The following is an 18149-nucleotide window of genomic DNA, read 5'->3' on the forward strand; positions in this document are numbered from 1 at the left end:
AATGATTGTCGATATGCTGTCCGAGTCTGTGGGTCAGTTTGGCTATTTTGCTCTTTTCTTTATGTTATGGCTAGGGATTGTTGGTATGCCGATTCCTGATGAGGTGATCGTGCTGTCTGCAGGAGTGCTGACCTCGATGGGACTTCTGCATGTTATTCCTGCATTTATCGCGACCTATTTGGGTGTTGTGTCTGGACTGTCATTGGGATATGTGCTCGGGAGATGGCTAGGTGCACCGGCACTGAACTGGATTAGTCGCAAAAAAGGAATGAACAAGTACGTAGATCAAGCGCAGTCGCTTCTCGATCGTTACGGAAGCTACGCGCTATGTATCAGCTATTTCTTTCCTGTCGTCAGGCATGTGGTTCCTTACTTGGTCGGGATCGGGAAAATGACGTTTCCACGGTACGCCCTGTTTTCGTATACAACTGGCTTTGTATGGACGCTGATCTTGTTTTTGCTCGGTCATTTCATGGGAAATAAGGTGGAGATGCTTACTTCCTATGTGGCCTTATTGAATAATCGAACCGTGATTTTCTCTGTCTTAGGTGCACTGGTTCTCATTGCTGCTGCTTATTATGGATTTACTGTTTGGAGAAAACAAAAAAGCATCGCAGCTGCGCCAAAGCCTATGATGATCGATCGTGATCGACAAGAGTAATCCGAATGTAATAATGACGAAGCCAACAACCCTCTGCGTGGAGCAGAGGTTTTTTGCTTTTTATCATAAAAAAACCCGTCCGTATGTCCGGCAGAGGCACAATGGATGGGCTTTGGACAACGATTATGAGGTAGCTTTGTTTCTTCGAATGTTTCGCTGGCGCAGCCATTCCGGCAAGATGATTCCGAGTAAAATGATCACGACACCGCTCACTTGGAGCATAGAGACAGATTCATTCAGAATGATATAGGAGGAGAGCACAGCCATAGGTAGCTCAGCTGCTCCTAATATAGCGCCCATCCCCGCTCCTATATGGGGCATTCCATAATTGAAAAAAACCGTCGGGATCAAAATACCGAAGAAGGCGAGCAAAAATACGTATGGAAACAAACCGTCCAGCAATGCTCCGTTAAATAGAAAAACGGGTGGGTAAATCAGGCTGGCCAACAGAAAAGAGCCAGTAGCCATGCTGGAACTTCGAATCCACGGATTAACAGCAATGGCGATTTTCCCGCTGAACAAAATAAACAACGTAAAAGAAACGGCTGAGAGAAGACCGAAGACAACACCGAGGATATGAAATTGGGCCAATCCGCCACTCTCAAAAATTCCTCCTGCAAGAAAGGTCCCTGTCAGCAGCAATAGGAGGGAAAAAATCGTCTCCTTTCCAGGCGTTCGGCGAGTCATCACAGCTTCGACCAATACGCCCATCCATGTGAACTGAAACAAAAGAACGATGGCGATTGAGGCAGGGATATATTGCAGGGCATTGTAGTACATAATTCCCGTGGAACCGACTGTCAGACCTACGGCGACCAATAATAGCAACTGGCGAAGGGGAGGCTTGGTCCGCAGGAAGAAAAGAGCGGGTATCCAGGTCAGCACAAAGCCCAAAAACATTTGCCCACCAATTACCTCTGCGGGCGAATAGCCTTGCTTGTAGGCAAGCTTTACGATGGTTGATAGTATGCCGTAACTACATGCTCCGATAAAAACCAGGAGGATGTATCTCATCTGATGCATCTCCTCACATACGATAATAATTCTTAGCTAGGATATTACGACAGCGTCCGTTTGTCTATGGATGAAGAAGATTCCATTTTTGGTTCGAACAAAGGTTTACGTTTGATCCCAGCGGGAAATAGTGAAGTGACACTATATAATCGTACCCACTATAAATGGTGTAGCAATAGTTTTGGGGAACAGCTTAGATAAAAGGGGGAGGCTTGTGTACCTGAAGTGGAGGGATCGATTATTTTCCACATTTTTATTGTTAATTCTAGGGCCGACTATGCTTGTTTGCTTCCTTTTTTATGATCAAGCCAAAGTGGCAGTGTTTGAACTATACAAGACGAACATGGATGCGAATATAGGGCTCGTCGATGAACGGCTTTTGTCCCTTTTTCAGTCTATCCAAAAGGATACCGATGAATTGGCGAATAGACTAGCCATGCGTATCACAGAGGAACCATCTTTTGTCGAAGGAAAAAAGAATGGCTTCAGGCGTGAATGGACATCGGAGGAACAAGTCCAAAATCTATTCGAGCGTTTCTCCCGCAACCAAAATGTAGTAGGAAATATTGTTTTTCTCGGTGAGGATGGAAGAGTTTTCTCTCTACACGAAGATAAGAGTTGGAGTGCGGATAATCAATTTATGGAACGAGAGCAATGGGGAGCCGGAGAAAACAGGGTAGATTTTCTTACCAAAAGGGAGCAAGTGAAGCACCCAAGATCATTTTTTCTCGAGAAGCGCCTGGAGAGTTCGAATCCAAAAGCTACGGGACTTTTATTGGTGGAAATCAATCTGGATAAACTGACTGACTGGATACGTACCTATGTCGTTCCAAAAGAGTATGGCATGATGGTCCTTTCCCCCTCCCGAACCATTATGATTCACACCGATAAAGCTATGATTGGAAATCATGTTTCGACGCTTCCTCATTATGAAATGGTACGCAGGCAGTGGGAACAATCCAATGAAAAAGGACTCTTTTCCTTGCTCATCCAAGGCAAGGACATTTACGTATACCGTCAAGTGTCTGAAAAAAGCGGTGGTGCTTATTTTGAGTGGTTGCCGAGAGAGGGGATTAATGAACGATTACAACGTTTGAACCTCATCTTTTGTTTCACCCTTTTTATCGTTGTTTTATTTGCCTGTTATGTGGCTCATCGTTTATCAAAATGGATTGGTGAGCCGATCTATAGCTTGGTATCCGCCACTGACTCCTTGTTGAAAGGTGATTTTTCCATACGCGTCCCGATACATGGTATGAAAGAAATAACGCTACTGGAGAATAAGTTCAACACGATGGCAGAACAGATGCATGCGTTAATTACCCGAGAGCGGGAGTATTCGCAACAGAGCCTGGATCAAATCGTTCGCAGCTTTTATTTAGCGGTAGAGATGAAGGACCCTTATACAGCAGGACATACAGAACGAGTTACGCACTATGCCCTTATCATTTACGATTATTTACAGCAGCAGGAACAGCTTGTAGTTTCACGAGATGATTTACGTTATGCTGGCTTAATGCATGATATCGGAAAAGTAGCCATTCCTGATCACGTCCTTTTAAAAACAGGAAAGCTATCGCCTGACGAGTATGAATGTATGAAAACTCATACCATCATCAGTGGAGAAATTGTAGAGCAAATAGAAAACCTGTCACATATCAGTCCAGGGGTAAGGCATCATCATGAGCGATGGGATGGAAAAGGGTACCCTGATCAGCTCAAAGGGGAAGAAATCCCGCTGATTGGGCGTATTCTTGCCGTTGCAGATACGTTTGATGCCATGACTTCTACACGCTCCTATCGCAAAGCCATGTCCGCAATAGAGGCGTACGAAGAAATTCTGCGATGCCAAGAAACACAGTTCGACCCCTCCATTGTTTCGATTTTTAAGAAGGCTTTTGAGGATGGAGCTATTCAGATTACACAATCGGCTGATTGTAAGGGAAGAGTTAGTAAGGATAGAGAGATTTCCTAGCGCTGGATAGGTTTACTCCTTGCTATCGGCTACTAACTTTGGTATTCTAATTCTACCGTGCTAGACGGGGAGGTTGCGGTGCCCTGTAACCTGCAATCCGCAATAGCAGGGTTGAATTCCTATCCTAGGTTTTCTTATGTGAGGCTGCCTTATGGCGGCGGTGTTGAGGAGCGGGTCCTGTGCAACGCGAACCCATGAACCTGGTCAGGTCCGGAAGGAAGCAGCCATAAGTGGATCATCGCGTGTGCCGCAGGGTAGCCTGCTCTGAGCTGCTACCATAAGTAACGCTCGGATAAGAATTATCGAAGATAGGTGCACGGTACTTATCACGCATGTACAGATAGCATGTTTCCGAAGGGAAGCATGCTATTTTTATTTTGCGATCCAATTATTTTTTGTTGGAATTTGACGATAACTAGCGAAACATTTCCATGCTTTTCAGGTGGATAGAATGAAGGTTTTATGAGCGTTTTCACGAATTTTCATAATAGGCGGAAAGGATTTCGTTTCTTTCCTTTCAAAATACGTCATAGGCCAGGAGGGACAAGCTATGAGTGCACTTTCTTCGTTACATCTCGTGGGCTCGTCCGGTCGATTGCAGCGGTTCATGCATCAACTGCCTACTGCCGTTTTATTGGTGAATCAAGCGGGTAGTATCGTGGAGGTCAACGAACAACTGCTTCGTGTAACCGGATATTCACGCGATCAACTTGTCAATACGCCTATCAGCTCTCTTCTTCCCCATCGAGGCTCCATGGAACACCTGTATGAGGAATATTTACGAAAGGAAGAAGAAGTGGGAACCAAAGGCGAGGTCGAACTGGAATGGTGTGATAAACAGGGGAGATGCAGGAACACATCTGTCATGATCATGGCACAACAAGCAGAAGAACTTCTGTACATGATCCATTTTCCCCAACTCGTAAAAGAAAGCGACCAGCTTTTGTCGCAACGATTGCTGACCAAACTGACCTATGATACAAGCATGGGCTTGTTTATCCTCGACGAGAAATCGATCATTATCGAAGCTAGTCAGACGGCGTGCAAGCTGTTGGGTATGGAGAGACTGGACGTCATCAATAAACACGTCGATCAAGTATTTAGCGGCATCCCCGAACCGCATCGGTTCATTAAAAAAGAACTGTTGGAAGGCGTAAAGCTGCAAAATGTCGCGACTTCCTGGACCAATGACAACCAACGTTATGAGCTGATTGTCGACGCAAATACACTCCAAGACGAGTCGGGGAAAATAGTAGGGGCGTTTATTCTTTTCAAAGATATAACAAACCTGCGATCCTTCGCCCAAAAGCTCGAGCGGAATGAACGCTTGGCGATGATCGGGCAAATTGCTGCTGGTACAGCACACGAGATTCGCAATCCACTTACCTCGATCAAAGGATTTCTGCAAATGTTCCTCAAGTCATTCGGTGACAGCGGCATGGAGAGGGAAAAAACGTACACCGAAATCATGCTCACCGAAATCAACCGCATCAATTCTTTAGTCAGTGAATTCCTATTATTGAGCAAGCCACGTAATATTCAATATTCCATGGTCGACTTAAATACCGTTTTTGAGGAAATTTTGCCGATCGTCGAGTCACAGGCGAATCTGTACGGAATTGATGTCCAGTTTGCCTCTCGCGGTAAGCTTCCGATGGTCGTCGGGGATAACGAGCTATTGAAGCAAGTGTTCATTAATATCTGCAAAAATGGAATAGAAGCAATGGGAGAGCAAGGGTCGCTTCGGATTTCCCATCATTTCGATCAGGATGGCGACAAAGTGAGTATCGATATTCACGATTCAGGTCCGGGCATCCCGCTTTACATTATTGATAAGATTTTTGATCCGTTTTTTACGACAAAAGAGGAAGGGACAGGACTCGGATTGTCTGTCTGCCAAAAAATCATTCACGATATTGGCGGTCAAATCCGTGTCTCCTCCAAAGGGTTTGGGACGACCTTCCATATCATGCTGCCGTATTAGGAGTAGAATGCGTCCCGCACAATTGTGAACGGGGCGTTTTTCTGTGAGACATGTCCGTTCACTTTGTACGAACGGTGGCAATCGTGTATACTGAATAGGATATAGAAGAGGACTGTGCAGATGGGGAGTGTCACACGAACATGGCTTATACCGCGCTATACCGCGTATACCGACCGCAGACTTTTCAAGACGTAGTCGGACAAGAGCATGTTACGACAACCTTGCGTAATGCTTTACGCGAAAATAGGCTGTCCCATGCCTATTTATTCAACGGTCCCCGAGGTACGGGAAAAACAAGTGCAGCCAAAATTATGGCGAAAGCAGTGAACTGCGAGCAGCCCATAGATGGCGAGCCATGCAATCAATGCGATACGTGTAGAGCCATCTCCAACGGTTCTGTAACGGATGTGCTGGAAATCGACGCGGCATCCAACCGTGGTGTTGAAGAGATCCGCGACATTCGCGACAAAGTGAAATTTGCCCCGAGCGACGTCAGGTATAAAGTGTACATCATCGATGAGGTGCATATGCTGACGACAGAGGCATTTAACGCTTTGTTAAAAACCCTCGAAGAGCCGCCGTCCCACGTCATTTTTATTTTGGCGACGACAGAGCCGCACAAGCTGCCAGCGACGATTATCTCTCGTTGCCAGCGCTTTGATTTCCACCGAATTCCACTGAGGGTGATGGTCGATCTTTTGCAAAGGATTTGCCAATCACAAGGGGTGCAGGTGGAGGAGCAGGCACTGCAGCTCGTAGCGAAGATGGCTGAAGGTGGAGCCCGTGATGCTCTTAGCTTGTTGGACCAAGCGATTAGCTATAGCAAGGACGAGGTTCGTGCTAGTGATATTATGCAGATTACGGGCACAGTTGCCCAATCTTACTTTTCTGTGCTTGCGCGACATATTGCCGAAAACGATGTTGCACAGGTCATGGAGCAATTTGATACAGTCATGGTGCAAGGGAAGGACCCGGAGCAGTTCCTGCACGATTTCCTCTACTATTACCGTGATATGCTGTTGTTGAAAACAGCGCCGCAGCTAGAAGAGATTGTCGAGCGGACCATGATTGATGATCAGTTTGCAGAGGTTGCAAAGCTGTACTCGTTTCCGGTGCTTTACGACGCGATTGAGACCTGCAATCAGGCTTTGTCGCAATTAAAATGGTCGACCTATGCAAGGGTGCTGGTTGAACTGACTCTTGCCAAAATGTGCCAGCCAAATGCGAATGTGACGGAATCTATGGGAGCCTCACCCGTTAACAGCGAGGAACTGACCGCGATGTCCAATCGTATCCGCGTTTTGGAAGAGCGTTTGGTTCAAGTGATGCAAGGTCAGGTGAGCATTCCCGGCCAGCAAAAGACCGAAGAAACACGCAAGAACGAGCCAAGGCGCATAGCTGCGGCTTCTGGTGGTTCACGAACCCCGATGAATAGAGTCAGGGAAGTCGCGAAGGCCATGGATGAGAATTTGACGAGACAGGTGCGCGGGCAGTGGAGTCAAATTTTGACCGAACTGAAAAAGATCAAGATTCAGTACCAGGCTTGGCTAGTCAATGGTCAACCGGTAGCTGCCGGCAATGAAGCTGTTGTCGTAACCTTCAACAGTGCCATCCATTGCGATAAGACGATGGAGGCAGAGCTTCGGAGCGTGATCGAGCGCGTTATGTCTACGGTGCTGGGCAAGCCCCTGCAGCTCTTGTCTGTCATGGAGGAAGAGTGGCAAAGTGTAGACCAGCAGGTTGGTCAAAAAGACGCTTCTGATGAGCCGGAAGAGGACCCGTTTTTGGCGGAAGCCATCAAGCTCGTCGGAGAAGGTCTTGTTGAAGTCAAAGACTAAATCATACACTCATAACCATTTAGGGAGGATACCTCAATGAAAAACATGCAGCAAATGCAACAAATGATGAAGCAAGTGAAAAAAATGCAGGAAGAAATGCAAAAAGCGCAAGAAGGCTTGAAAGATAGAATCGTGGAAGGCTCTGCTGGTGGCGGTGCTATCACTGTGAAAATCGATGGACATAAGCAAATCAAAGACATCGTGATCAAGCCAGAAGTAGTAGACCCTGAAGATGTAGAAATGCTGCAAGACCTGGTGCTCACTGCCGTGAACGATGCACTCCGCAAAGCAGATGAAATGGTAGGCAAGGAAATGGGCAAATTTACTGGAGGCATGAACATCCCAGGCCTGTTCTAAAAATTGGGCAGGAAAAGAGGAGTAGGCGATGTTTTATCCAGAACCGGTCTCAAAGCTCATTGATGGTTTTATGAAATTGCCCGGCATCGGTCCCAAAACCGCTGGGAGGCTTGCCTTTTTTGTGATCAATATGAAAGAGGACGACGTGCTTGATCTGGCAAAAGCATTGGTCAATGCCAAGCGTCAGCTTCATTACTGCTCGGTCTGCAACAATATTACCGATCTCGATCCATGTCATATTTGTCGAGACAAACGTCGCGACGGCTCGATCATCTGTGTGGTGCAAGAGCCGCGAGACGTGGTAGCGATGGAGAAGACGAGAGAGTTTGAAGGGTATTATCATGTTTTGCACGGGGCGATTTCTCCTATGGATGGGATCGGTCCAGAGGATATTCGCATTCCTGACCTGTTGAAGCGCCTCGGTGACGAGCAGGTGAAGGAAGTCATTTTGGCGACCAATCCGAATATCGAAGGGGAAGCAACAGCGATGTACATTTCCCGGCTGATTAAACCTTTTGGTATTCGCGTGACGCGTATCGCGCACGGCTTGCCAGTCGGTGGAGATTTGGAGTACGCCGATGAAGTGACGCTGACCAAAGCATTGGAAGGCAGACGCGACCTGTAGGTCCCCTACACTTCGCTCCTCCTTCTTCAGGTTCTCGGCACTTTCTCGGTGCTGAAAGGACGACTTTTTAAATATCATCCTTGGGAATTCGATACGTACGAACGATATAGGTTAAAAAAAGAAGACGGGGTCTGCCTGTCTTTTTTTCGTTTCGAGAGGAGGATGCAGTATGTCGGTTATTCGTATGGAGTTTTTGATAGATGCTCCGCGACAGGTCTGCTTCGATGCTGCCAGAAGCATTGATTTGCATATGGAATCGACCGCCAGCACGAAGGAGAGAGCGATTGGAGGAGTAACGAGCGGACTGATAAACCTGGGGGAGACTGTTACCTGGGAAGCCATTCACTTCGGTATCAAGCAGAATTTGACGGTGAAAATCACTGAGATGGAGGAGCCGCGCTATTTCGTAGATGAGATGGTTTCTGGCGCATTCAAACGGTTTCATCACACGCATGAGTTCATTCCGATAACGGACAATCAGACGAGGATGATCGATATTTTTGACTACACATCTCCGCTGGGTATTTTGGGGAAGCTCGCGGATTGGTTGTTCTTGGAGGCGTATATGACGCGTTTTTTGCGGACGCGCAATGAATATCTCAAGCAAATAGCAGAAGCACAAATAAAAGCTTTGCAATCCTGATAGAAATGCCGGACTTTTTTGAATGGACGAGACATACAGTGAAATAGGAGCGTGAGGAGATGCTGACAGGACCAGGACTGTCGCTTGCGAGTGGGATACGGCGACAAAAGTCCACTCCATGGGCGATCATGCTGTTTATTGGGTATTGGCTCATGTTTGCTGCGGAGTTATCCATGATTCGTTTTCACAAGGGTGAAGACGGGAAGTGGGTCGCTACCACTGTCGGGCAACCGGAGGTATGGCTAGGATTACTTGCATTTGCAGTGGCGGTATTTAGCTTCATTGCGACCGTTGGTTTCATTGTGAGCTTGCTAAGAGAAAGACAGCAGAAGACGTCATGGCTATGGCAATATGACGAGCTTTCAGGGAATGATGTACTGCATATTGTAGCTTGGCTGCATGTGTTTCAAACGGGCGTACTGCTGTTGTATGGGTTTTTACTGGAAGGTACCTTCTTTTCCACCGGTACGATCGGAGGGATATTGGAATCAGCTATTTTCCAACTGTTCCTGCTGTTTTTGATTCCGTTGTGGTTTCGTGGAAGACTGGGGGAAATCGGCGTTCGCCGACCTGTACGACTAGGCCGGATGCTGTTGATGCTCGCTGCTCTGTTTCTTTTGATTGCACTGGTACTGGATGCGGTGGTGACTAACCCGATTGCGGACTGGTTTGGACTGTCTCTGTCATCAGAGCGAGAGCAACAGATCGAAAAAGAGATTGTACAGGCGAAAGAAACGGATATTTTGGCGGCGCTCACCTCGCTTCTGGTCATTGGCATATTGGTTCCGATTGCGGAGGAGATTTTGTTTCGCGGCGTGATTCAGACTTATCTGGTTCAAAGAATCGGGCCCATTATGGGTATCTTCCTGAGCAGTCTCTGGTTTGGGCTCCTGCATATGGATCTCGCTCTGTTCGCTCCGCTTTTTGTCATTGGACTTTTACTCGGATTCGTTCGACATCGGTACCAATCGATCTGGGGAGCAGTTTTGTTGCATGCAGTGAACAACATGACAGGAGTACTTTACTACTTTCACTGAGGGGGAAGCTTGCAGGTGAGTAGGTGGAGAAAAAAAGCGCGGTTCGTGGTGGAATGGAATGAAGCGAGCTTGGATGTAGCAGTCAATCAGGCCCGAATGGACTGGCAGCATGCCCGCCATCTTGCGGAGATCAGTGAACCGGATGGCGGCTTGGATGATGTCATTTATTATTTGCATGTGACCGAAAAGCGGTATATGTATTTACTCGCGCAAGCAAAGCGCGAGAGGAATCGCCAACAGGCATAGGAGGAAAAGCCGATGACTACAGGGTGGGTTATAGCACTGATTGTAGTTGGAATTTTGCTGGTGATTGCCGCCAGCAAATCTGTCACGGGCCCGATCAGGTGGATTGGATTTGGGATCATGCAAGTCGTGATTGGCGCACTATTGCTGTTTTTCACCAATCTGGTTGGAGAGTTGGCTAACTTCCACATCCCGATCAACCCGGTGACGGCTCTGCTCGTCGGACTTCTCCGTTTGCCTGGATTGGCAGCGTTGATTGTCATCAAGCTATGGGTTATGTAAAGGTGTATCGATTCGGTCATCCATCGGTAAGCAAAAAAGCAACGCCGCGATCTTCGTATTTCACCCGGCTACGACTTGGCTGACGAAAGGAAGCAAGGAAGGCGAGGAGGCGTGGCAGCGCAACGATCAGCGTTCCGGTGATCAAGGTTAGCGCGTATCCTTCCGAAAGCCACACATAAGCCCCGGCTGCTATCGCCATACTTCCCACGATTACCGTGAGCTCACCGCCCCGATAAACAGATAGCGGGATGGGAAGTGGATAGCCTGCACCCCACCACGGAGAGACGAGCATATCAGCAGTTGTCTTTGGCTTATGGCTGCGTAGAAGGGCATACAGTCGAAATAAGACCAAATGACAGATCGGTATCACGGGTAGAATCGCTAACGTTACAATCAGCGTATAAGCGGGAACTTGTAGCATGAATGAGTGCGAAATAAGGGACAAGCCTATTAACAACAGTTGAAAAAGGTAGCCGACAAATCGCCAGCGAAAACGATAGAGCAGCTTGTAGCTATAGATCGTATGGGCGGCGGTTTCCTTCATGAGAAGTCACTTCCTTTTACAGCGGTCTGGATGAATGAAAGTCTGCGTTTCCATTATCGCACAGTCGCAAATCTTGAGAAAGCTTATACAACGAATGATACAAGCCGTTTGTCTAGCATGACTGGACTGACGGCTTTTTGTTATGGGTAGGATAAAAGGAATGATGTGGAAAGCGATTCGGTAGGGCGTGATGAGGAGGGAAGAAAAGCGTGAGGCTATGGGTCATTTCAGAGGAGGTCGTAGCCAGATGCGGCAATGAGCTTGGAGCGTGTGGGATTGAGCTGACTGTTTACCAAACAGACTTCTCAGATGAAGTCGCTGATGGATTTCTGCTGACAAAAGAGAGTGATGGAAAGCTTTTGCAGGAAAGGATGCAACAGCTGGGAGCGGGGCCATGGCTCACACTCGTTTACGGAAGCGACGTGCCATACGACTGGGCGAATACTTTACATACCCAATACAAGCACAACGGAGAGCATGAGGTCATTCGCATGGCGTTATTTACCCACGAGCGTGCTTTGCTAGGAGGGGAACCCAATGGGAGATGGATGCGGTTCCTCTGTAAACAGCTCGCTCGCTGCTCACTCGTGACAATGGTATGCGGGATGCGCGAAGTGGATGAAGCGCTTCGGCAATTACCGCGCTATTTGGCGTGGAAGGAGCAGTTTTACCTCGAACTTGGTGCCAGCTGCGATGAGAGGGGAATTTCTTTGCTGCAAGTTAGCCGCGCGCTTGGTCTGGATAAACGAGTCGGTCAGGGCTGGCTCTACCCTTCCCGCCAAGACTCTTCCTTCATAGTTCGATGGCTCGAAAAAGAATGCAGGCTCGTTCTACAAAAAGCGAATATACAGCGGATCATACTTTGGGGAGAGGGTTCGCTATGGGAGCATATGTCTTCTGACTGGTTCGCTGAAAAAGACGTTGCGGTGTACATGGGGGAGGACAAGCCAATTCCGAACAAAAGGATGACGGGTTGGACGCTATACGATTCGTGGCAGGATGCTGTAAAGGATGCGGATTTGCTCGTGATCGGAAATGCCGTGGGTACGACCATTGCTGAACTACCGTTACCCGAGCTGGTTAACGCGATGAGGCAGTCCTACGTCATTGATGCGGCAGCATGTTTCCCTGTGCAGGAAGCCCAGTCCTACTTCCAAGCCTACCGAGCTATCGGCGAAAACACGAACGTTTGGGAATGATGCTGACTATAATAGGGTATAATGGTTGGTATATTGAGGAAAAGGGCAGGCGTTTTCACTATGGAAAAAGTTGCTCAGCGATGTATCGTCTGTGAACAAGAGCAGAATGACGGAATCGCCATTTGTGAGCAGTTTATCTGTCAGCGGTGCGAACAGGAAATGGTCAATACCGATGTACAGGATGAAAAGTATCCATTTTTTATTCATCAGATGAGACGCATTTGGTTGCGAAAAGATGCGTGAAGAAAGAAGGCATCGGTGCATTCCGGTGTCTTTTTTTTGCTGGACTCATGCGTGTCCAAATCATGCTAAAATAGGGGAATAAAAATAAAGGACGTGAGTCGCGCGTGTTGGAGAGAGATGTTGAATTTCGGGAGCGACAAAAGCGTGCGCCCCTTTATGAACAGCTTGAACGGCACGCCAAGCATCGGCCGCATCCGTTTCATGTGCCAGGACATAAAATGGGCCACAGCTTTGACAACCATGCCAAAAATCGCTTTCAAGACATCTTGGAGCTGGACGTAACGGAAATTAGCGGGACAGATGACTTGCATCAGCCACAAGGTGTCATTGCAGAAGCGCAGGCTTTGGCGGCGCAAGCCTTCCATGCGGAACAGACCAAGTTTTTGATCGGAGGAAGTACAGTAGGAAATATCGCCCTCATCATGACGGTATGCAGACCGGGCGATAAGATTCTCGTACAACGCAATTGCCATAAGTCTGTATTCAACGGCATTATGATGGCGAGAGCAACCCCGATCTTTTTAGTACCTGCCGTCGATTTGGCAACAGGAGTCGCTGCGGGTGTAAGGCGCGAAGATGTAGAGCGTGCGCTGCTTGCACACCCCGATGCCAAGGCAGTTTTTTTGACGAACCCGACCTACTATGGAATGGGTATCGATTTGGCGAAAATGGCGGCTACTGTCCATCGGTTTGACGTACCGCTTTTGATAGACGAAGCTCACGGTGCCCACTACGGGTTCCATCCTGCCTTTCCGCGTTCTGCCATGCAGGAAGGTGCGGATGCTTCGGTCCAATCGACACACAAAATGGGCACGGCTATGACGATGTCCTCGATGCTGCATATTCAGGGAGAGCGGATTGATCGTGAACGGTTGTTCCGTCATCTTGCCATGCTTCAGTCTTCCAGCCCATCGTATGTGCTGATGGCTTCACTTGATGTAGCCAGACGTCATCTGGCGCTTGCGGCGATCGAGGAGTGGAACAGGTTGTTGCCGCTTTTGGACAAGTTTCGGGAGCGACTCGATCGACTGGAGTGGCTGGATTGGCCGCGACTGTCCACGAACAGCGTATACGCTACGCTTGACCCGTTGAAGCTGTTTTTCCATTTGCGAACGGCCCAATTCAGTGGATTTGAGTTGCAGAAATGGATGGAAAAGCACGGAATTTTCTCGGAGCTGGCGGATGACTCTCATGTACTTCTCGCAGCCTCGACAGGAACATCCTCCCGTGACCTTGATGCTTTGTGGAGATTGCTTGAATCGATGGTGCCACAAGTAGAACCGGGAGAGGAGCGCATTCTTTTGACGGGAGTCGTGTCTTCCCATTATTTGCGTGAGCAGGCATTGCCGATGCATGAAGCCGTTGACTGCCCGAGGGAGTCAATTCTTTTGGAGCAGGCTCTGGGACGCATTGTGGCAGAGCTGGTGATTCCATATCCACCAGGGATTCCGGTGCTGGTGCCAGGCGAGCGGATCGATGAAGAAAGTCTGGCGATGCTGAAGGAATTGGCGAAAGGACAAACGCGATTCCACGGCGTACAGGACGACCAGCTACAAACGATACAGGTTTTACGATAATTTAAGCAACTGGCCTGCTACAACAGGGGTGGAAGGAGTATGGAAGTGGCAACAGGAAAAAAAGGCCGATTTATTACGATAGAAGGCGGAGAAGGGGCAGGGAAATCTACCGTCATCGCCAAGCTGTACAAAGAGCTGAAGGCGCGGGGAGTCGATGTGCTTTTGACTCGTGAGCCCGGTGGAATTGATATCGCCGAAAAAATTCGGGAAATTATTTTGAATCCGGCCCACACGCAGATGGATGAAAGAACTGAGGCTCTCTTGTACGCGGCAGCACGTGGCCAGCATTTGGCGGAAAAGGTGTTACCTGCTTTGTCAGAGGGCAAGCTGGTACTATGCGACCGTTTTATCGACAGTAGTCTCGCCTATCAAGGACATGCGCGGGGATTGGGCATTGATGCTGTCTACCAGATTAACCGATTTGCTGTCGGTGACTGCATGCCGGAATTGACCTTGTTCTTTGATGTACAGCCCGAAACCGGATTGGCGCGGATTAATGCCTCCCGTGGGCGCGAAGTGAATCGTCTCGATCTGGAAGGGATGCGTTTCCATGAGCTTGTTCGGGAAGGGTATCAGCTGGTTATGGAACGCGATCCAGAGCGCTTTGTCGTCATTGATGCCGAGCAGCCGATGGAACATGTATATCAATCTGCCCTACAGGTACTGCTAGACAGATTATAAGGTTCCCTGTACCGCAGGATGATGTACATGCTGTATAATATGTTTAAGCGAAATAACGTACCAAGCCTACGTGTTTTTCATACAATGAAGAAGTCAAATTCGGAATTGATCATGGGAGAAAGGGTGATAGCCGATGAAAATGGTAGTTGCGGTCGTCCAAGATAAAGATAGTGGTCGTCTGTCTCAACAACTGGTGAAAAAAGGTTTTCGTGCTACAAAGCTGGCTAGTACGGGTAGCTTTTTACGCGCCGGTAACACAACTTTTTTGATCGGTACGTCTGACGAAAGCGTGCCGGAAGTAATCGACATCATTGCGCATAATTGCAAATCCCGCAAACAAATGGTCACTCCCGTCTCTCCACTCAGTAATGCTGTAGACTCGTTCATGCCATATCCGCTGGAAGTACAGGTGGGTGGTGCGGCAGTATTCGTATTGGATGTCGGAGAGTTCCACTCATTTTAACGTGGTTCCTTCTCTCTTTTTTCGTAACTTTCGTATATACTTGATCTCATGGGGATAAACCCTGTATTGGATCGGGCGACGGAGGTGGCGATATGAAAATCAGTGATGGGTTACGGCCTAAACTGGACTTGATTAAAACGACGGATTCACGCAAGAATCCTCAACTGGAAAAGCTGAATTTTGGCACGATGATTCAAGGAGAAGACGAACGTATGTCTCAGGAGAAGCTTACCCGGCTACTGACAGACATAGACAGGCAGGGACAGATTCTTGCTCGTTCCCGCGCCGTTCGTGACTTCTATGCTTATAAAAATCTCGTCAAGCAGTTCATGGAAGAGGCTGTGAAGTTCGGTATTGCCTTAGACGATAGACGAGGAATGAATCGACGTGGTCGCAGCAGGCTGTACAAAATCGTCAAAGAGGTGGATGCAGAGCTGCTCAAACTGACAGATGAGCTCTTGAGCGAGCAGGCACCAACGATTGATTTGTTAGCTAGGATTGGCGAAATCCGCGGCATGTTGATCAATTTGTATTTTTAGTGGGTGTGAAACCATCATGACATGGACCCGTTTTTCTCAGCAGCCACGAGCACAAGAACTGCTGTATCATAGTTTGCGAAACGAACGACTGGCACACGCCTACTTGCTTGCGGGTCCCAAAGGTTCAGGTAAAAAGCAGATGGCCCTGCATCTGGCGAAGTCCCTTTTTTGTTCGGAAAGGGAGGCAGACGCCTGCGGGGCCTGTGTTACATGCAGGCGCATAGAGGGTGGCAATCACCCGGATGTGTTGTTTATTACGCCTGATGGGGCTTCGATTAAAATCGACCAGATCCGTTCGCTGCAAAAAGAAATGGCGATGCGCGCCGTCGAGTCATCACGCAAGGTATATATCATTGAGCACGTCGATAAAATGACGACACAGGCTGCCAACAGTCTGCTCAAGTTTCTGGAGGAACCGCCCGCTGGTGTACTGGCCCTGCTTTTAACAGAGCATAGCCATGCGATTCTTCCTACGATTTTATCTCGATGCCAAATCGTTCAATTTTCACCACTTTCTGCAGAATCGATTGCGGAAAAGTTGCGTGCAGAGGGCGTTTTGGCGGGAATGGCGCAGGTTGCTTCCCACATTACGACAAATGTGGAAGAAGCCATGACACTCAGCCAATCAGAATCGTTTGCACAGCTAAGAAATCTAGTGATACAATTGGTGCAGGAGTGCAAACAGCGTAATTCCTCTGCACTCTTAACGATCCATGATATGTTGCAAAAGAGCGACAAAAGTAAAGAGGAACTACCCCTCTTTTTAGATTTGCTCATCCTTTGGCTGCGCGATATCCTGTATTTGCAAGTAGGCAGGCATGCCCATCTCATTAACAGCGACCAACAGGATGTGCTGCAAGGACAAGCACTGGTATGGACAAAAGCTGAGCTCTTGCGTGGGATAGATTTGGTCATGGAGACGAAAAATCGGATAGAGCGAAATGCCAACGCACAGTTGGCTCTTGAGCGGTTGGTTCTTCAATTCCAGGAGGGATAACCCTTGTACGAGGTTGTTGGGGTCCGCTTTAAGAAAGCGGGCAAAATATATTACTTCGACCCTGACCGACTGCCGATTGAGCAAGACTGCACCGTCATCGTTGAAACGGCGCGAGGGGTCGAATTTGGCAAGGTCGTCATTGGCAAAAAAGAAGTGGCTGAGTCTGATGTCGTATTGCCGCTGAAAAAGGTCATTCGGATGGCAGACGAGCGAGATGCTAAACAGGTGGATGAAAACAAGCAAGCCGCCAAGAATGCTTTTGCTGTATGTCAGACGAAGATCAAAGAGCACAAGCTCGATATGAAGCTGGTCGATGTGGAATACACGTTTGACCGCAACAAGATTATCTTTTATTTTACCGCTGACGGCAGGGTTGATTTCCGTGAGCTGGTAAAAGACCTCGCCTCCGTATTCCGTACCCGGATTGAGCTTCGCCAGATTGGTGTGCGTGACGAAGCCAAAATGCTCGGCGGGATCGGGCCTTGTGGCAGGTTGCTTTGCTGTTCGACGTTCCTCGGCGATTTCGAGCCTGTCTCGATCAAAATGGCCAAGGACCAAAATCTTTCGTTGAATCCAGCTAAAATCTCTGGTCTGTGTGGCCGGTTGATGTGCTGTTTAAAATACGAGAACGACAACTATGAAAGCTCGAAGGATGAGATGCCGGACGTTGGCAAAATGGTCACCACCCCGATGGGGAATGGACGAGTCGTTTCCGTAAACGTACTTGACCAATCTATCCAAGTAGAGCTTTCAATCGACAAACGTGTCACCGAATTCGGATTGGATGAGATTGCGATAGGTCTCCCCACCTTTGAATAAAGCGTGGGGGTAGGGGAGAGGTGAGCTAGTGGACAAACGGGAAATCTTCGTCAAGATGGCGAGTATTGAAGAACGTATTGGTGACCTTTATAAAGAAATTGGTGAACTGAAAGACGTCATCGTTGTTTTGATGGAGGAAAACGCCCAATTACTCGTTGAAAACCAGCACCTTCGCACCCGACTAGACAGGAAAAAGACCGGCTCCCAAGCAAAACAAAAGGGAACAAGCCCTGTCGCGAAGGAAAAAGCCAAAAAGGCAGTGGTTGGAGAAGGATATGACAATCTCGCTCGTTTGTACGCGGAAGGATTTCATATCTGCAATGTGCATTTCGGCAGCCTGCGAAAAGAAGGGGATTGCCTGTTCTGTCTCTCATTCCTGAGCGGCGGCCCTCAAAAATAAGCGGTGAGTAACCAGCACCACATGAAAA

General features: G+C 48.2%; 21 protein-coding genes and 1 other RNA gene. 20 read left to right on the forward strand and 2 right to left on the reverse strand.

Annotated elements, in window-relative coordinates; all coding sequences use genetic code 11:
- The first annotated feature begins 1 nt into the window (after position 1).
- Entirely contained in the window at positions 2-661 is a 660-nt protein-coding gene (locus ACM6JA_RS04675; RefSeq protein ID WP_414851400.1) for a DedA family protein, read from the forward strand.
- Positions 662-784: 123 nt separating this feature from the next.
- On the opposite strand, the gene ACM6JA_RS04680 is transcribed toward ACM6JA_RS04675, so the two are convergent.
- Positions 785-1675: an EamA family transporter gene (locus ACM6JA_RS04680; protein ID WP_414851401.1), complete on the reverse strand. Its 891-nt coding sequence runs from the start codon at positions 1673-1675 to the stop codon at positions 785-787.
- Between the two features lie 214 nt (positions 1676-1889).
- Between ACM6JA_RS04680 and ACM6JA_RS04685 the strand changes: the two genes are divergently transcribed.
- The 10 genes from ACM6JA_RS04685 to ACM6JA_RS04730 all read left to right on the forward strand — a co-directional run bounded on the left by ACM6JA_RS04685 (position 1890) and on the right by ACM6JA_RS04730 (position 10659).
- A complete protein-coding gene (locus ACM6JA_RS04685) occupies positions 1890-3650 on the forward strand; it encodes an HD domain-containing phosphohydrolase (protein ID WP_414851402.1) in 1761 nt (586 codons plus the stop codon).
- Positions 3651-3705: 55 nt separating this feature from the next.
- An RNA gene (ffs, locus tag ACM6JA_RS04690) (signal recognition particle sRNA large type) lies at positions 3706-3970 on the forward strand.
- Between the two features lie 230 nt (positions 3971-4200).
- Complete coding sequence (locus ACM6JA_RS04695; RefSeq protein WP_414851403.1) at positions 4201-5634, forward strand: ATP-binding protein; 1434 nt, start codon at positions 4201-4203, stop codon at positions 5632-5634.
- A gap of 140 nt (positions 5635-5774) precedes the next feature.
- On the forward strand, positions 5775-7472 hold the full coding sequence (gene dnaX, locus ACM6JA_RS04700; RefSeq protein ID WP_414851404.1) for a DNA polymerase III subunit gamma/tau: 1698 nt from the start codon (positions 5775-5777) through the stop codon (positions 7470-7472).
- A 45-nt stretch (positions 7473-7517) separates the two neighbouring features.
- Positions 7518-7829 (forward strand): YbaB/EbfC family nucleoid-associated protein, encoded by a 312-nt coding sequence (locus tag ACM6JA_RS04705; protein WP_041749751.1) that lies wholly within the window; start codon positions 7518-7520, stop codon positions 7827-7829.
- 28 nt (positions 7830-7857) lie between these two features.
- On the forward strand, positions 7858-8454 hold the full coding sequence (recR, locus tag ACM6JA_RS04710) for a recombination mediator RecR (RefSeq protein ID WP_007719874.1): 597 nt from the start codon (positions 7858-7860) through the stop codon (positions 8452-8454).
- A 169-nt stretch (positions 8455-8623) separates the two neighbouring features.
- Positions 8624-9097, forward strand: a complete 474-nt coding sequence (locus tag ACM6JA_RS04715; protein ID WP_414851405.1) for an SRPBCC family protein — start codon at positions 8624-8626, stop codon at positions 9095-9097.
- A gap of 59 nt (positions 9098-9156) precedes the next feature.
- Positions 9157-10134, forward strand: a complete 978-nt coding sequence (locus ACM6JA_RS04720) for a lysostaphin resistance A-like protein (RefSeq protein ID WP_414851406.1) — start codon at positions 9157-9159, stop codon at positions 10132-10134.
- A 15-nt stretch (positions 10135-10149) separates the two neighbouring features.
- Positions 10150-10380 (forward strand): DUF2508 family protein, encoded by a 231-nt coding sequence (locus ACM6JA_RS04725; RefSeq protein WP_376899361.1) that lies wholly within the window; start codon positions 10150-10152, stop codon positions 10378-10380.
- A gap of 12 nt (positions 10381-10392) precedes the next feature.
- Entirely contained in the window at positions 10393-10659 is a 267-nt protein-coding gene (locus tag ACM6JA_RS04730; RefSeq protein WP_007719887.1) for a pro-sigmaK processing inhibitor BofA family protein, read from the forward strand.
- Positions 10660-10675: 16 nt separating this feature from the next.
- Here the strand turns inward: ACM6JA_RS04730 and ACM6JA_RS04735 are convergent, their stop codons facing one another.
- On the reverse strand, positions 10676-11203 hold the full coding sequence (locus ACM6JA_RS04735; protein ID WP_414851407.1) for a hypothetical protein: 528 nt from the start codon (positions 11201-11203) through the stop codon (positions 10676-10678).
- A gap of 209 nt (positions 11204-11412) precedes the next feature.
- On the opposite strand from ACM6JA_RS04735, the gene ACM6JA_RS04740 reads away from it, so the two are divergent.
- The 9 genes from ACM6JA_RS04740 (at position 11413) to yabA (ending at position 18121) form a co-directional block, all read left to right on the forward strand.
- A complete protein-coding gene (locus ACM6JA_RS04740; RefSeq protein WP_414851408.1) occupies positions 11413-12402 on the forward strand; it encodes a hypothetical protein in 990 nt (329 codons plus the stop codon).
- 60 nt (positions 12403-12462) lie between these two features.
- A complete protein-coding gene (locus ACM6JA_RS04745; RefSeq protein WP_007719893.1) occupies positions 12463-12645 on the forward strand; it encodes a sigma factor G inhibitor Gin in 183 nt (60 codons plus the stop codon).
- A 104-nt stretch (positions 12646-12749) separates the two neighbouring features.
- Positions 12750-14222: an aminotransferase class I/II-fold pyridoxal phosphate-dependent enzyme gene (locus tag ACM6JA_RS04750; RefSeq protein WP_414851410.1), complete on the forward strand. Its 1473-nt coding sequence runs from the start codon at positions 12750-12752 to the stop codon at positions 14220-14222.
- A 39-nt stretch (positions 14223-14261) separates the two neighbouring features.
- Entirely contained in the window at positions 14262-14903 is a 642-nt protein-coding gene (gene tmk / locus ACM6JA_RS04755) for a dTMP kinase (protein WP_414851411.1), read from the forward strand.
- A gap of 133 nt (positions 14904-15036) precedes the next feature.
- Complete coding sequence (locus ACM6JA_RS04760) at positions 15037-15366, forward strand: cyclic-di-AMP receptor (protein WP_007719896.1); 330 nt, start codon at positions 15037-15039, stop codon at positions 15364-15366.
- A 92-nt stretch (positions 15367-15458) separates the two neighbouring features.
- The gene (locus ACM6JA_RS04765; protein WP_007719898.1) at positions 15459-15905 is read left to right on the forward strand and encodes a YaaR family protein; all 447 of its coding nucleotides are present in this window, start codon (positions 15459-15461) and stop codon (positions 15903-15905) included.
- 16 nt (positions 15906-15921) lie between these two features.
- Positions 15922-16902: a DNA polymerase III subunit delta' gene (gene holB, locus ACM6JA_RS04770; RefSeq protein ID WP_047074446.1), complete on the forward strand. Its 981-nt coding sequence runs from the start codon at positions 15922-15924 to the stop codon at positions 16900-16902.
- Between the two features lie 3 nt (positions 16903-16905).
- The gene (locus ACM6JA_RS04775; protein ID WP_007719901.1) at positions 16906-17721 is read left to right on the forward strand and encodes a stage 0 sporulation family protein; all 816 of its coding nucleotides are present in this window, start codon (positions 16906-16908) and stop codon (positions 17719-17721) included.
- A gap of 28 nt (positions 17722-17749) precedes the next feature.
- Positions 17750-18121, forward strand: a complete 372-nt coding sequence (gene yabA / locus ACM6JA_RS04780; protein ID WP_007719903.1) for a DNA replication initiation control protein YabA — start codon at positions 17750-17752, stop codon at positions 18119-18121.
- The last annotated feature ends 28 nt before the right edge of the window (positions 18122-18149 follow it).

It is taken from the genome of Brevibacillus sp. IT-7CA2 (assembly GCF_949767855.1).
Lineage (GTDB): Bacteria > Bacillota > Bacilli > Brevibacillales > Brevibacillaceae > Brevibacillus.

Excerpts from the sequence above, each read along its gene's own strand:
- ACM6JA_RS04675 (WP_414851400.1), top strand. The coding sequence starts at position 2 with ATGATTGTCGATATGCTGTCCGAGTCTGTGGGTCAGTTTGGCTATTTT.
- ACM6JA_RS04680 (WP_414851401.1), bottom strand. The coding sequence starts at position 1,675 with ATGAGATACATCCTCCTGGTTTTTATCGGAGCATGTAGTTACGGCATA.
- ACM6JA_RS04695 (WP_414851403.1), top strand. The coding sequence starts at position 4,201 with ATGAGTGCACTTTCTTCGTTACATCTCGTGGGCTCGTCCGGTCGATTG.
- dnaX (WP_414851404.1), top strand. The coding sequence starts at position 5,775 with ATGGCTTATACCGCGCTATACCGCGTATACCGACCGCAGACTTTTCAA.
- ACM6JA_RS04705 (WP_041749751.1), top strand. The coding sequence starts at position 7,518 with ATGCAGCAAATGCAACAAATGATGAAGCAAGTGAAAAAAATGCAGGAA.
- recR (WP_007719874.1), top strand. The coding sequence starts at position 7,858 with ATGTTTTATCCAGAACCGGTCTCAAAGCTCATTGATGGTTTTATGAAA.
- ACM6JA_RS04715 (WP_414851405.1), top strand. The coding sequence starts at position 8,624 with ATGTCGGTTATTCGTATGGAGTTTTTGATAGATGCTCCGCGACAGGTC.
- ACM6JA_RS04720 (WP_414851406.1), top strand. The coding sequence starts at position 9,157 with ATGCTGACAGGACCAGGACTGTCGCTTGCGAGTGGGATACGGCGACAA.
- ACM6JA_RS04730 (WP_007719887.1), top strand. The coding sequence starts at position 10,393 with ATGACTACAGGGTGGGTTATAGCACTGATTGTAGTTGGAATTTTGCTG.
- ACM6JA_RS04735 (WP_414851407.1), bottom strand. The coding sequence starts at position 11,203 with ATGAAGGAAACCGCCGCCCATACGATCTATAGCTACAAGCTGCTCTAT.
- ACM6JA_RS04745 (WP_007719893.1), top strand. The coding sequence starts at position 12,463 with ATGGAAAAAGTTGCTCAGCGATGTATCGTCTGTGAACAAGAGCAGAAT.
- tmk (WP_414851411.1), top strand. The coding sequence starts at position 14,262 with ATGGAAGTGGCAACAGGAAAAAAAGGCCGATTTATTACGATAGAAGGC.
- ACM6JA_RS04760 (WP_007719896.1), top strand. The coding sequence starts at position 15,037 with ATGAAAATGGTAGTTGCGGTCGTCCAAGATAAAGATAGTGGTCGTCTG.
- ACM6JA_RS04765 (WP_007719898.1), top strand. The coding sequence starts at position 15,459 with ATGAAAATCAGTGATGGGTTACGGCCTAAACTGGACTTGATTAAAACG.
- holB (WP_047074446.1), top strand. The coding sequence starts at position 15,922 with ATGACATGGACCCGTTTTTCTCAGCAGCCACGAGCACAAGAACTGCTG.